The 784-nt window shown below is 43.0% G+C and carries 1 protein-coding gene and 1 pseudogene; one reads left to right on the plus strand and one right to left on the minus strand.

Going from position 1 to position 784, the window contains the following annotated elements; translation table 11 throughout:
• Nucleotides 1-328 (plus strand): ferric iron uptake transcriptional regulator FcrX (gene fcrX, locus R7190_RS26835; RefSeq protein WP_318137792.1); only part of this gene is annotated, 328 nt, incomplete at its 5' end.
• Between the two features lie 129 nt (nucleotides 329-457).
• Here the strand turns inward: fcrX and R7190_RS26840 are convergent.
• A pseudogene (locus R7190_RS26840) lies at nucleotides 458-784 on the minus strand (glutamine--tRNA ligase); the annotation flags it as partial.

The following is a 784-nucleotide window of genomic DNA, read 5'->3' on the forward strand; positions in this document are numbered from 1 at the left end:
AAAGCTGATTGATCTAGGTGAAGAGATAGGTCTAGCAACTGTTTATCGCGTTCTAAACCAATTCGACGATGCAGGTATTGTTACTCGTCACCACTTTGAAGGTGGCAAGTCAGTCTTCGAATTGTCAACTCAACATCACCACGACCACCTAGTATGTCTAGACTGTGGTGAAGTAATTGAGTTTTCTGACGATATCATTGAAGAGCGCCAACGCGAAATCGCAGCTAAGTACAATGTGACGCTAACAAACCACAGCTTATACCTATACGGTAAATGCAGTGACGGTGGTTGCAAAGAAAACCCAGATGCGCACAAACCTGCAAAATAATTTGCTTGTAGATTAAAAATAAACGCCAGTTAAAGCTGGCGTTTTTTGTATCTGTACTTTTTGTTTTGCTTAATCCAAAAACAAAAATGCCAGCAATTGCTGGCATTTTTCTATAGGTAACGATTAAGATTATTGGTTCTCAATTTTCGCCCATGTATCACGTAGGCCAACCGTGCGGTTGAACACTAGGTTATCTGCAGTTGAATCTTTAGAATCCGCACAGAAGTAACCCATACGCTCGAACTGGTAGCCTTGCTCTGCTTCTGCAGATGCCAGGCTTGGCTCAACGAAACCGTTGATCACAACGAGTGAATCAGGGTTAATGGTTGAAGCGAAGTCTTCTGCTGCTGCAGGATTTGGAACAGTGAACAAACGATCGTATAGGCGAATTTCTGCTGGTAGCGCTTTATCCGCAGATACCCAGTGAATTACGCCTTTAACTTTACGACCATCTGC

Source organism: Vibrio sp. 1078-1 (assembly GCF_033340475.1).